Source organism: Micrococcus sp. Alg238-R198 (assembly GCF_900537135.1).
GTDB classification, from domain to species: Bacteria; Actinomycetota; Actinomycetes; order Actinomycetales; family Micrococcaceae; genus Micrococcus; species Micrococcus luteus.
Window position 1 is genome coordinate 45,465 of record NZ_UNRH01000009.1, and the last position, 11,561, is coordinate 57,025.

An 11,561-nucleotide genomic window follows, 5' to 3' on the forward strand; every position below is an offset into this window, starting at 1 on the left:
GACACGTTAAGCGGGGGCAGTGCCGATTGAATGCGGCGGCCCCGAGACCAGGACGAAAGGCCGCGTCATGTCTGACTTCGACACCCTGTCCCTCGAGGACCTCCTCGCCGCGTGTGCTCCCGGGGGGAGCACCTCACTCTTGTCGGAGACCCCGCTCCAGCCTGCCGGCGGCCCCGGGGCGGTGATCGCGCCGGCCAAGGTGATCGAGGGCCGGGGTGAGCCCACCTACGCCTACGAGCGTCGGATGGAACTCGACGAGGCCGGCCAGCCGCGACCGGTGTGGACCGTCGTCGTGGACAGCAAGCAGTCGGTCTCCAACCGGGACGAGGACGCCATCATCTCCGCTCGGCGGGATCAGGGGACACCGGAGGGAGAGGCGCTGCGCAAGGTGCCGACCATCGAGGTGCGTTACGGAGAGGCTGTCGAGTCGGATCTCTCCCTGCCTCATCGTGCGTTCGACGGACACATCCGGGCGGCCACCCTTGACGGTGCTCCCGTGACGCAGACCGAGGCCTACCGTGCACTGCGAGACGCCACGAAGCTCGACGCCCGGGCTCTGCTGGACGCCGCACCGACGGCCTTGGTCCTCGGCGCATGGGACTCCACTCGGAAGTCGCATCAGGGCCGCTACCAGTCCTGCATGACGGGTGAGATCATCGGCGTTCTGGCCGACCAGGACCAGGAGGGCGGGGCGCCGCGGACCAATCGGCGCGCAGCTGGCCGTGTGGACCCCGTCGCGGCGAGCGTCAAGCCATCGGCCAAGGACGTTGAGGCACTGGTCAAGGCGCAGGCGGGTGAACTGAGTGCCAAACTGCAGGACAAGGTGCTCGCCGAGGCCAAGAAGAAGGGGGAGACCGGATCGTCCATGTCCACGCTCGGCCTGGGCCACATCCCGCCGGTCCTCGGCGAACTGGGTGGTGTCGCGTGCCGTTCCATCATGCGACGACGCCTCCTGTCCTTTTCCGCGCTCCGTCAGCTCCGCTTCGGTGGCACGTCGGAGCAGGACGTGGCGTGCCGCGCCCTGCTCGCGGCCTACGCCCTGCTCGGCATGGCCCTCTCGGACCGCGAGCTGCATCTGCGTGCGAACTGCCATCTGGTCGAATCCGATGAGCCGACCGTGACCCTCGACCTCCGGTACGGCAAGTCCCGGGCGCTCGCCCCCATCACGGACGAGGTGGCCGTCCAGGTGTTCGAAGCGGCGCTGGCGCATGCGGAGTCGGTCGCCGGTGTCGAGTGGAACGGGCAGACCATCCAACTGGTGGGCGACCCGGCGATCCTGGGCGCCGCCAGCACCGACGACGCCGAGGTGTGACCGTGGGCGGACTCGTCATCAGCGCGGACTTCCCGCTGGGCGTCTACACGGGCCACGGGTCGGACGGCGGCGCAGAGCGATTCCCTGATGTCGCGAGGCTCTTCTCGGCCCTCGTGCAGGCGGCCGCTGCGGGGACTCTTTCGACGGGGGATCCTGAGGCTCCGTTCACGGCAGAGTCGTTGGCCGCCCTGGACTGGCTCGAGGAGCATCCGCCGGATGCGTTGGTCCTGCCTGGTCACACGCCCGTGGCACCTGGCGTGCGACGCTTCGCGTACCGGAAGGAGGGGGTCTTCCTCAAGGAGGTCGGCAAGACCAACTACAAAGTGACCGGCCGGCCTGTCTCGGACGGAACTGCGCTCGGCGGCCCCGTGCAGTGGGTCTGGGATGACGGGCCCAGCGGGACGGACACACAGGTCTGCTCAACTCTGGAACAACTCTGCGCGGACGTGCCCCATCTCGGAGAGGCGTCGTCGCCCGTACGTCTGACGGTGCACGAGGGGGAGGGCCTTCCGGCGCCCACGCATCGACGTGACCGGAATGCAAGTCTGCGTGCGGTCCCCGGTGCGGTGCGGCAGGCGATGCCGAGTCCCGGACGGAGGGCAGAGCTCGACCGTGCCCACGCGGCAACGACGCTGGGGCGGAAGCCCTCGGCTAGCGGCGACAAGCACACGACGTCGGCGGTGCCGCATGCCACCCTGCCGCCGCGCGACCACCTCCGGAGCGGGATCTTCGCGCCGGTCGAGCACCACGAACCTGACGTTCCCTGGACCCAGGTGCTGGCGGTCCCCGTCATCGGGGCCAACTCCACTGTCCCTGAAGAGCGGTACGTGAGTGTCTGCGTCGCCCTGCACCGCGCGCTCGTGTCGCGCCTGGGCCCCGACGCCCCGCCGGAGATCACCGGCCGTTATGCGCCGTCCGTCGCCCCACCGGCCAACCGTGTCGCACTCCACCTGGCGCCGGGGGACCTTCCGAACCTGCCGTTCTCGGACGGACGGGATCGATTCCTCGTCCTGGTGCCGCGAGGGATGCCCGGGCCCGCCCTGGGGATGCTGGCATCAGCCTTGGCCGGGGTCCGCCGTGTCGTCACCTCAGAGCACCAGCTGACCGTTGCACCTGAGGAGATCGAGGTGTATGACGGGGCTGAATTCTGGAAGGCTCCGACCGAGGGTGCGGTGCGGACGTGGGACGCCCAGCCGGCCGTGGTCGTAGAGCGACGGCTCAAGTCCAAACCCCCGATCCGGGACGTCGACCTGGCTGCCGCATGGTCTTTGGGCAATGTGCTCCGTGACGTCGAACCGGCGTTCGCGACGAAGGACCCTGTCGCTCGGCACGCAGCGGTTGTGGAGAGCGGGGCGCAGCTTCGGGGCAGGGCGTTCCGCACGCTCACGCCGACGGCGTACGTCCACCGTACGGACCGCCGCAGCCCCATCGAGCCGTTCCGCCTCACGCTCACTCTCAGCACCGCCGTGCCTGACCGGGCCATCCTCGCGCTCGGTCAGAGCCGTCATCTGGGCTGCGGACTGCTGGTGCCCACGGACATTCCCGGATCGACCCAGGAGCAGTCATGAACGTCAATGACAAGGCGGCCTTGACCGTCGACATCGATGAGTTCGACGAGTTCTTCGCCGCCGTGAACCAGGGCCGTGAGCCCTACGACTGGCAACGTGCTCTGCTGAGGCAGGTCGTGACAACGGGGCGCTGGCCTGACGCCGTCGTTGCGCCCACAGGCGCCGGTAAATCGAGCGTCCTGGAGGTGCACGTCTTCGCAGTGGCCATGACCCACTCGCCCGGGTGGGATGGGGCCCGGGCCCCTCGCCGCCTTTGGCACGTGGTGGGGCGCCGAGCGCTCGTTGACGACATGGCCTCCCGGGCCGAGGGTGTGTTCGAGCAGCTCGCCGAGATCACGGACGTCCCGGGCGAGGCGCCTTTGAGCCGAGTCGCAGCTGCCCTGAGGCGCATCTCGCCGGCCGGGCAACCGGGCTCGGTGACAACGCTCCGCGGCGGGATCGCACCGGAGCGTGGATGGCAGGACGACCCGGTCTCCTGCCAGGTGATCTGTGCGACGCCGGACATGGCCGGCAGCCGGCTCCTGTTCCGTGGCTATGGCTCCACCGCAGGGATGCGTCCCCGCGAGGCGGGGCTGATCGCATACGACTCCGTGCTGATCCTGGACGAGGCCCATCTCAACCGGCAGCTGCTCACCACGGCTCGTCGTGTCGCGTCGCTCGCCGGTGAGTCACCTCTCGCCGCTCACGTGCCAGTACTGCAGGTCGTCGAGACGACGGCCACTCCGGCGGGACTCGCGCCGGCCCAGACTTCTATCGGCGTCGAGCTTTCGGACATCCGCACGGGTGCCGTGGGGGAGGCGCTCCTGCGCCGTCTGGATCGTCCGAAGCCAGTCCATCTGCATCTGGACGGCCCCTGGCTCGTTGGGGGCACAGCGCGGGAAACGACGCAGGGAGCGCAGGAGATCGCCCGCATGGCGGCGGACGCCGTGCAGGCGGGACACACCCCCGTGGGGGTCGTCATGAACCGCGTCGCGTCGGCCCTGGCCGTGCACCGTGCCCTCCTCGGTCTCAATGGCGGCCTGGATGTCGCGCTCGTCGTGGGGCCGCGCCGCCGCTGGGAGCAGGCCCTCGAACGATCCCGGACCCCGGATGTCTACGTGGCGACCCAGGCGATCGAAGTCGGCCTCGACCTGGACTTCGGGTTCCTCATCACGGACATCGCGTCGGGATCGGCGCTCGCGCAACGGGCAGGGCGACTCAACCGCACCGGGGCCCGGGAGTCCGCGCCCGTGCATGTGCTCTGCCCGTCCGCCGATCCCACGGCAAAGACGGCGGCCCCTTACGAAGTGCAGGACATCACCGACGCGCTCGAGTGGCTCCGGGACCGCGCAGAGGATCCGAAGGGGGTGAGTCCCGCTGCTCTCCTGGAGCACCCGGCCCCGTCCTCCACCCCGGCCAGGCCCGTCCTCAGCGAGATCGAAGCCGCGCGCGCGGCCCTGTTCAGCCGCACGTCCGAGGCACTGGCCGTCGAACCGGACTTGACGCTGTGGCTGAGGGACTCACTAGACGCGGAAACGGACGTCACCGTCGTGGGCCGCCGGCTTCCCCGTCTCGGCGAAGACGCTGGACAGTACTTGTCAGGGCTGGACCAGGCGGAGTCCGCGGCGTTGCTGACGACTGCCCCACCTCAGCCGCATGAGGCTTATCCGGTCACGCTCTCCCGGCTACGCCTGCTGCTCGCCGGGGGCCGCCGCGGGCGGGCCACGCCCGCGTTCGTCCGTCGTGGACGCCAGTGGACGCTCGTGGATCCGGAGGCCTCGGGTCACGGGATCGTCCCGGGAGATGTCGTCTGCGTCCCCCACGACTGGGCTGCCACACACCATCACGTCCTGGTCGAGGACGGCCAGGAGCCTGTCGGCGACGTCCTCGACCCGCGGTCTCCGGACGGAACGATGCTCTCGCTCGAGCCGGTAAAGGCCAGTCGGCGCAGGGTGGTGTTCATGACCGGCGTCGCTTCGCCTGGCGTGCAGGACTACCTTCGATGTTCCCTGTTGGAGGTCTGCGCGGGCCTGCAGGAGGCGGACGTTCCGCTGACCCTCCCCAGCGTGCTGGATGCGCTGGATGACCGGGGACAGTCCGCGTGGCTCACCGCTTATCTCGGCCAGTGGGCGGACCCGGATCTGGCCGCGCGATTCGACGTGCAGGTCCACGTGGGTGGCCGGGCTCCCGACTCGCCGCAGCAGGCGGCATGGGTGGTGTTCGAGCTGCTGGACGCGGCCGATCCTGACGACGCCCAGCTCTCTGCGACAACCGGGCGCAGCCCTGTGTCCCTCGCCGATCACCAGAGGGACGTGGCAGACCGGGCCGGCGAGTTCGCCCAAATTCTCGGCCTGCCTGAGAGTCTGAAGCGGACGTTGACCGTGGCGGGGGCACACCACGACGACGGCAAGAGCGACGAGCGTTACCAAGCATGGCTGACCCAGGGTGTGGCTGGCGCGGACGAGCCGATGGCGAAGAGTCTGCTGAGCGCCCTGCCTTTCCGTCAGTCACGGTTCCTCCCCGCTGGCTGGCGGCACGAGCAACTGTCCGCCGCGATGCTCCGCGCGCATGCGGACGGGGCGGATGCCCTGGCCGTGCGTCTGGTGGGAACGAGCCACGGGCATGGGCGCGGCACGTTCCTGATGGGGGCGGAGAGTCTTGTCCACCCGGAGGCAGCCCCTCACGTCCGCATGGCCGCGGAGGAACTGTTCGACGTCGGAGTCTGGGACGCACTGGTCCTGTCCGTGGAGCAGACGTGGGGGCTATGGGCTGTGGCCTGGCTCGAGGCGGTACTGCGGGCTGCCGACGTGACGATCTCCAAGGAAGGACGATGAACATGGCCCGCACGACTGAGCCCGTGACGCTGGCGGGCACGTGGGACGTGCTGCTGTCCCATACGGCGCTGCTCGGCGCCGCGATGATCGTGGAGGAGGAACTGGGAGCCGGTGCTGTGCGGCTGCGGTGGACCGACGAGCCGGACTCTCGACCGCAGTTGTGTGGGGCAGGGCTTGATGCCGCGGCCCTTGGCGGCCTCATCCACCGGCATGCGACCCGGCATGTCCAAGACCCGAGGGGCTGGCTGTACTCCACGGACGCAGTGGCCGGATCGTTGTTCTCGGCCCGGACCAAGATGCCGGCGTCCGAGCACGCGTGGGTCGACCTGCTGCACGATCGCACAGAGGCGGCGCGGCCATTGCGCGGGCTCGACTCGGCTCTCGTGGTGGGCTTGGGGGAGCGGGCCTGGTGGCACAGGACGAGCAAATCGTTCCGGCCTGACCATGGCGCGGCCGCCTGGGAGATGCGCACCAGGAACAAGGGCATGGAGTTCATCGCGCATTCACTCCTCCCCACGGGAAGGGCCGTGGCTGGCCGAGCGGTGGAGGCAGTGACCTCGGGCCTTCTCGGGACCACGGTGGAGGACGAACCGGGCAAGAACAAGCCGGATTCCCGCACGGCGACGGGCATGGCCCCCCTGGGGCCGGTGGATGCCGCGCGCGCCTGGGTGGGGCTGTGGGCGCTCGCGGCCTTGCCCGTCTGGGCGGACAGCCGCGGGCGGTCCGTTTCGTCCGCTCATATCCCTGCCCGCAGGGAGTCCTTGGCGCGGCTGTTGATGCCGGTGCCGACATCCTGGGTGACGGTGGCGCGGATGCAGGCCGCCTTGCGCTCGCGATACCTGCTCGTGGCGGGGGAAGACGCGACAGCTCCCAGCCTGGGCTCAGCCGAGACGATGGCCGCTCAGACGATCCTGGAGGAGTGGGGGTTGGCCCAGATCCTGAGCTTCCCCGTGAACGTCACCGGCAGTGCGTCGGCCCCGGAACGGCGCACTCTCGCGGCGGAGGCACTGAGATGACTGAGCACGACACGGGGGAGCCGTATGCTGATTCGCTGCCATTCAGTCTGGTCGCGCACTGGAGTTTCTGCCCGCGTCGGGCATGGCTCGAGGCTATGGACGAGAAAGCACCGAAGGTGGCGCAGATCCAGCAGGGAGTGGTGGACCACGCGCGGGTGGACGTGCCCACCACGCGTGAGGCTCAGACGATGCGCGGCGTCGACGTGCGGGACCCGTCTCTCGGTGTTCACGGGCGTGTCGACCGGGTCGAGCGAGTCCCTTCGGGGCGTCTACGCGTCGTCGAGCACAAAGCCACCCCAGTGAAGCGAGCTGCCCGAATCAGCGACGCCAATCGTCTGCAGCTGGTACTGCAGACGATGGCGCTCGAATCCCAGGGGAACACGGTGGAGGACGCCGAGGTGTACTTCACCACCCATCATCGGCGGGTCCCGATCGAGATCTCGGCTGCGGACCGAAAGGCCGCCCGTGATGCGGTGGCATCGGCTCGGTCCGTGGTCAACGGGAAGACCGCTCCGGCACCGTTACTGGACGACCCGAGGTGCATGCGGTGCTCCCACGCCTCCGTCTGCCTCCCTGAGGAACGGCAGGAAGCAGAAGTGCTGTCCCGAATCGTCCCGCCGGACCCTGCCGGTGAGACCCTGCACCTCACTGTGCCGGGGAGTCGAGCGAGCATGTCGGCCGGGCGGATCACGGTGGTGAAGGGCGATGAGCGGCTGGCCAGCATCCCTTTGGAGCGGGTGTCGGCCGTCGTGGTGCACGGCAACGTCGACCTCTCAGGAGCGTTGCTGCGGGAGCTGATGTGGCGAGGCCTCCCCTGTGTCTGGTGCACGGGGGCGGGGCGCGTCGTCGGGTGGACCAATGGAGTCAAGCCGCCGAATGGCGGCGCACGCTTCCGTCAGTTCGCGGCATCGGCCGAAGGCCGAGTGGACATCGCTCGCGAGTTCGTGGTGGCCAAGGTCGCGAACCAGGCCACGATCCTCCGGCGTTTCGGAGGCATGCCAGCTGTGGTCAAGCGTCTTCGATCGGCGACGCGACTGGCGAGCACGGCGACGTCCACCGGCCAGTTGTTCGGAATCGAGGGCCGGGCTGCCGCAGAGTATTTCGCAGGATTCCCGGGGCTGCTGGCGCCAGGTGTGGACGCGGGCGTGGCTGAGTCCTTCCCCGGTCGGGTCGGGCGAGGGGCCACCGACCCGTTGAACATCGCCTTGAACTACGGGTATGGGATGCTCCTGTCCGAGGTGATCCGTGCGGTCCTGGCCTGCGGCCTGGACCCGCATGCCGGGGTGCTGCACTCCAGCGGACGGAACAAGCCGGCCCTGGCGCTGGACCTGATGGAGGAGTTCCGTCCGCCCGTGGTCGATTCCGCCATCTTGGCCGCGTTCAACAATGGCGAGTTGGGGCGGCTGTCTTTCACTCATGTGCTCGGCGGCGCGCGGCTCACCCAGACCGGCCGGCGCAAAGTGATTGCGGCGGTGGAACGGCGCCTCGGGACGGAGTTCAAGCACCCCGTCTTCGGATACAGAGTGACGTGGCGCCGCGCGATAGAGGTCCAGGCGAGGATGTTCCTCGGCGTCCTGGACGGCTCGCAGGAGGTCTACAAGGGGGTGCGAGTCCGTTGAGTGCCCGGGATCGTCTCCGGAGGAGGCTCATCGCCTATGACATTCCTGACGACCGCCGCAGATCCCGGGCGGCCCGCGTTCTCGAAGGGTTCGGAGATCGAGTCCAATATTCAGTCTTCGTGGTGGATGCCTTGCCCGCCCAGTTCGTCTCCCTGCAAGCAGCCCTCGAAGCGGTGCTGGATCCGGGCGAGGACAGCGTGCTGGTCTGCGACCTCGGCCTGACGGCCACGCTTGGCGCAGAGCAGTTCAGCTTTCTGGGTCGATCACGCGAGATCTCTGTGGATGGGCCCATCATCATCTGAAGCGAGCCAGGGACCTTCGCGAGGGCTCCGTCGATGTCCGGAATCCGGCGAGCCGTCGCATCAGAAAAGGGCTTGTCAGCCCACGGTTCATGGGTCGAGGCCGATAAGCATGGCGCTCCACGGACGCCTCTTGAGCCCAGGGCTCGCCGAAGGTCGCGTCTGCCCATGTCAAGGGCTGTAATCTGAGGTGCTGTCTCCGCTCCTGTGGGGAGCGGACTTCGTTGAGGCTTCCGGCTCAACCTCATCGTCGCCTACCAGAACTGTCTCCGCTCCTGTGGGGAGCGGACTTCGTTGAGGCATGAAGGCCACGGTGCCGCTCATGGTGTCCAACGCGGAGGTCTCCGCTCCTGTGGGGAGCGGACTTCGTTGAGGCCGGCTGATCGACGACAGATCCGCGTGTCCCAGCGCAGTCTCCGCTCCTGTGGGGAGCGGACTTCGTTGAGGCAATCTCACAGGGGGCGGTGAGAAGATTGAATTGGGTCTCCGCTCCTGTGGGGAGCGGACTTCGTTGAGGCATGACAATGAAGGGCCGGGATGTGATGCCCCGGCATGTCTCCGCTCCTGTGGGGAGCGGACTTCGTTGAGGCCTCTGGCTCATGAGGCGCGTCTCCGGCCTCATGTCCGTCTCCGCTCCTGTGGGGAGCGGACTTCGTTGAGGCCCGCTGGACCAGTATTCCTGGGTGGCCCTGGGCAACGTCTCCGCTCCTGTGGGGAGCGGACTTCGTTGAGGCACCACCGTGGACCTCGCAGACCCCGCCAACATGGGCGAGTCTCCGCTCCTGTGGGGAGCGGACTTCGTTGAGGCATGTTCTTGCCGGACGACTCCTGACGGATCAGCGCGTCTCCGCTCCTGTGGGGAGCGGACTTCGTTGAGGCTGCCAGGCAGAGGCCGAGGCAGACCGGCAGCGATACGGCGGTCTCCGCTCCTGTGGGGAGCGGACTTCGTTGAGGCGAACGGCTGATCGAGGGCATGGTGGAGCACCCGCTGTCTCCGCTCCTGTGGGGAGCGGACTTCGTTGAGGCCCCAGCGGAAGGCGATGGCCCGTTTCCGTGGTCTGTGGTCTCCGCTCCTGTGGGGAGCAGACTTCGTTGAGGCACGTCCACGAAGGCGGGTCCGAACGCGGCCGCCGTGAGTCTCCGCTCCTGTGGGGGGTCAAGTCCCGAGTAGTGGTGTAACGCTCTGATCCTCCATTGGTGCTGCTAGGCGCTGAGTTCGAGGGTGGTTTCCGGTTCGGCGTTCACCTCGTTCCCGGTGTCGTCCACGGTGGTGAGGCGGCAGCGGGCCAACACCTCGAGGCCGAGGTAGCGGCGGCCCTCGGCCCACTCATCGGTCTGCTCAGCCAGCACCGCCCCGACCAGGCGCACGATCGCTGCCCGGTTCGGGAAGATGCCCACGGCGTCGGTGCGACGCCGGATCTCGCGGTTGAGCCGTTCGGCCGGGTTGTTCGACCAGATCTGGGTCCACACGTCCTTGGGGAACGTGGTGAACGCCAGGATGTCCGCCCGGGCACCATCGAGGTGTTCGGCCACCGCGGGCAGCTTTTCGCTGACGTAGTCCAGCAGCCGGTCGAACTGGGCGTCCACGCTGGCGGCGTCGGGCTGGTCATACACCGAGTGCAGCATGGCCTTCACGGCCGGCCACATGGACTTGGGGGTGATGCCCATCAGGTTCGCCGCGTAGTGGGTCCGGCACCGCTGCCAGGTCGCTCCGGGCAGGTTCGCGGCGATGGCGTCCTTGAGCCCGGTGKGGGCGTCGGAAGTGACCAGGCGGACTCCGGTCAGGCCCCGGGCCACCAGGTCGGCGAAGAACTCGTTCCACGCCGACCCCGTCTCCGAGGTGGCCACCCGCAGGCCGAGGACCTCGCGGTGGCCGTCACCATTGACCCCGGTGGCCAGCAGCACCACGGCGTTGACCACCCGGCCGCCCTCGCGGACCTTCATGCTCAGCGCGTCGGCGGCCACGAACGTGAACGGCCCAGCCTCCCCGAGCGGGCGATGACGGAAGGACTCGACCTGCTCGTCCAGCTCGGTGGCCATCCGCGAGACCTGGGACTTCGACAGCGCGTTGATCCCGAGGGTCTTGACCAGTTTGTCCATCCGCCGGGTCGAGACCCCGGCCAGGTAGCAGTCGGCGACCACCGTGATCAGCGCGGATTCGGCCCTTTTGCGGCGCTCGAGCAGCCACTCCGGGAAGTACGTGCCCGACCTGAGTTTGGGGATCGCCACGTCCAGGGTCCCGACCCGGGTGTCCAGGTCCCGGTGCCGGTACCCGTTGCGCTGGGTAGCTCGGCCCGGGGTGGGTTTACCCCATTCGGCGCCGACCACCGCGTCGGCGTCAGCGGAGAGCAGGGAGTTGATCACGGTCTGCAGCAACGAACGCATCAAATCCGGGGATGCTTCGGACAGGGCTTCGCCGAGCAGGCCGGCAGGGTCGACAATATGAGGAGCGGTCATCGTGATGACTCCGTTCGAGGATTCTGTGGAAGGTTGACTCGAAGGATCACACGGTGGCCGCGTCCACATCCGGAACGACGTGCCCAGTCACCGTGCGCTACACCACTCTATGGGGCACTACTGGCGTGCTGATGAGCGTGGGCGATCGCGGAGTCCAGTCCGGACCGATCCATCGATGAGGCCCTGGGCGTCGCTGGCGGCCGCCAATGTTGCTAGCACCTCATGCCAGGTGCCCGCAGCTGCCATCCGCCAGCACCAGGTCAGCGCGGTCTGCCAGGGCCCGTAGACCTCGGGCATATCCCGCTACGGAATCTCGTGCCGATGCGGGTAGATGGTCGCCTCGATCATCGCCCGGACATCGGCGAACGGCCGGCCCTGCCGGCTGGCCCGGGCCGGGCCGGGCCAGGCCGGGTGCATCGAAGTGGTCGGCGGCTCCCCATGGGCGTCGGAGAGCGCCTGGATACGAGAGATGCGATC

The 11,561-nt window shown here is 68.6% G+C and carries 7 protein-coding genes, 1 pseudogene and 1 CRISPR repeat array; of the genes and pseudogenes, 6 read left to right on the forward strand and 2 right to left on the reverse strand.

Annotated elements, in window-relative coordinates; translation table 11 throughout:
• The first annotated feature begins 67 nt into the window (after window positions 1-67).
• From cas7u to cas2, 6 genes are read left to right on the forward strand one after another with little or no spacing between them, the layout of a single operon-like run.
• Window positions 68-1,312, forward strand: a complete 1,245-nt coding sequence (gene cas7u / locus G6R13_RS09285) for a type I-U CRISPR-associated RAMP protein Csb1/Cas7u (RefSeq protein ID WP_163721522.1) — start codon at window positions 68-70, stop codon at window positions 1,310-1,312.
• A 2-nt stretch (window positions 1,313-1,314) separates the two neighbouring features.
• Window positions 1,315-2,880, forward strand: a complete 1,566-nt coding sequence (gene csb2 / locus G6R13_RS09290; RefSeq protein ID WP_163721483.1) for a type I-U CRISPR-associated protein Csb2 — start codon at window positions 1,315-1,317, stop codon at window positions 2,878-2,880.
• Window positions 2,877-5,693 carry a type I-U CRISPR-associated helicase/endonuclease Cas3 gene (gene cas3u / locus G6R13_RS09295; protein ID WP_163721485.1) on the forward strand — a complete coding sequence of 939 codons (2,817 nt, stop codon included), beginning with the start codon at window positions 2,877-2,879 and terminating at the stop codon, window positions 5,691-5,693. The genes csb2 and cas3u overlap by 4 nt, the downstream gene beginning before the upstream one ends.
• Before the next feature lie 2 nt (window positions 5,694-5,695).
• Window positions 5,696-6,709: a hypothetical protein gene (locus G6R13_RS09300; RefSeq protein WP_163721486.1), complete on the forward strand. Its 1,014-nt coding sequence runs from the start codon at window positions 5,696-5,698 to the stop codon at window positions 6,707-6,709.
• Window positions 6,706-8,328: a CRISPR-associated endonuclease Cas1 gene (cas1, locus tag G6R13_RS09305; RefSeq protein ID WP_119217671.1), complete on the forward strand. Its 1,623-nt coding sequence runs from the start codon at window positions 6,706-6,708 to the stop codon at window positions 8,326-8,328. Before G6R13_RS09300 ends, cas1 begins: the two co-directional genes overlap by 4 nt.
• Entirely contained in the window at window positions 8,238-8,630 is a 393-nt protein-coding gene (gene cas2 / locus G6R13_RS09310; protein WP_230594528.1) for a CRISPR-associated endonuclease Cas2, read from the forward strand. Before cas1 ends, cas2 begins: the two co-directional genes overlap by 91 nt.
• A 192-nt stretch (window positions 8,631-8,822) precedes the next feature.
• Window positions 8,823-9,799: direct repeats of the CRISPR family, unit length 36 nt; unit sequence GTCTCCGCTCCTGTGGGGAGCGGACTTCGTTGAGGC.
• Window positions 9,800-9,830: 31 nt separating this feature from the next.
• Here cas2 and G6R13_RS09315 read toward each other — a convergent pair.
• Complete coding sequence (locus G6R13_RS09315; RefSeq protein ID WP_163721488.1) at window positions 9,831-11,084, reverse strand: IS256-like element ISMlu1 family transposase; 1,254 nt, start codon at window positions 11,082-11,084, stop codon at window positions 9,831-9,833.
• 116 nt (window positions 11,085-11,200) lie between these two features.
• A pseudogene (locus G6R13_RS12340) lies at window positions 11,201-11,501 on the reverse strand (transposase); the annotation flags it as partial.
• Window positions 11,502-11,561: the final 60 nt, after the last annotated feature.